This window comes from Drancourtella massiliensis, from assembly GCF_016900655.1.
In the GTDB taxonomy this organism is placed as follows: domain Bacteria; phylum Bacillota; class Clostridia; order Lachnospirales; family Lachnospiraceae; genus Sellimonas; species Sellimonas catena.
In genome coordinates, this window is record NZ_JACJKH010000095.1 from 1 (window position 1) to 614 (window position 614).

A 614-nucleotide genomic window follows, 5' to 3' on the forward strand; every position below is an offset into this window, starting at 1 on the left:
CGCTCAGCTCTATAAGAGCCTTCTTACCGGTGATACTTTTGGTAAGGACAAACATTTCCAGAAAGCATATATTCCACTCAATGCAAGAGCAGGTCTTGAAAATCAGGATTATACCATCAATGAAAACGGGATCCCCTGTTGCCCTCATGATCCTTCCCTCCCTATGAAGTACGAATGCACTTCTAACCTAAGAAGCGGTGTTACCAGATTCAAGTTTGTCTGCCCTAAAATGAGATGGGCTTACGAGAAATCCACCCAAAAATCTTATAGACAATGCTGTTGCGAAAATCCTTGTACCACTTCAAGATGTGGTCGTATGGTTTATGTCTATCCGGAAAAGGATCTGCGGGCTTATCCCGGAACGATCCGCGGAACCGAAGAATGGGATAACACCTATAAAATAAGGACTGTTGTTGAAAGAGATATCAACCACATCAAAGATCATCTCTGTCTAGCAGGCCGTCGGACACAAAACGAGAAGACTTTACATGCTGATCTGACCTTGCCGGTATCACTCAGCTGATTACTGTTGTTCTCGCCGATAAAATCAAACATCATGAATACATTCGAAGCTTAAAGCCACTCATAGCATAGGACTTACCACTTTCATAAAG

The 614-nt window shown here is 42.8% G+C and carries 1 protein-coding gene; it reads left to right on the forward strand.

The genetic code is table 11. The features are described from left to right. The first annotated feature begins 316 nt into the window (after nucleotides 1-316). A complete protein-coding gene (locus tag H6A32_RS17070) occupies nucleotides 317-523 on the forward strand; it encodes a hypothetical protein (RefSeq protein WP_430749603.1) in 207 nt (68 codons plus the stop codon). Nucleotides 524-614 lie beyond the last annotated feature (91 nt).

What these genes read in the sequence shown, in the direction of transcription:
- H6A32_RS17070 (WP_430749603.1), top strand. Translation starts at nt 317, where the DNA reads ATGGTTTATGTCTATCCGGAAAAGGATCTGCGGGCTTATCCCGGAACG.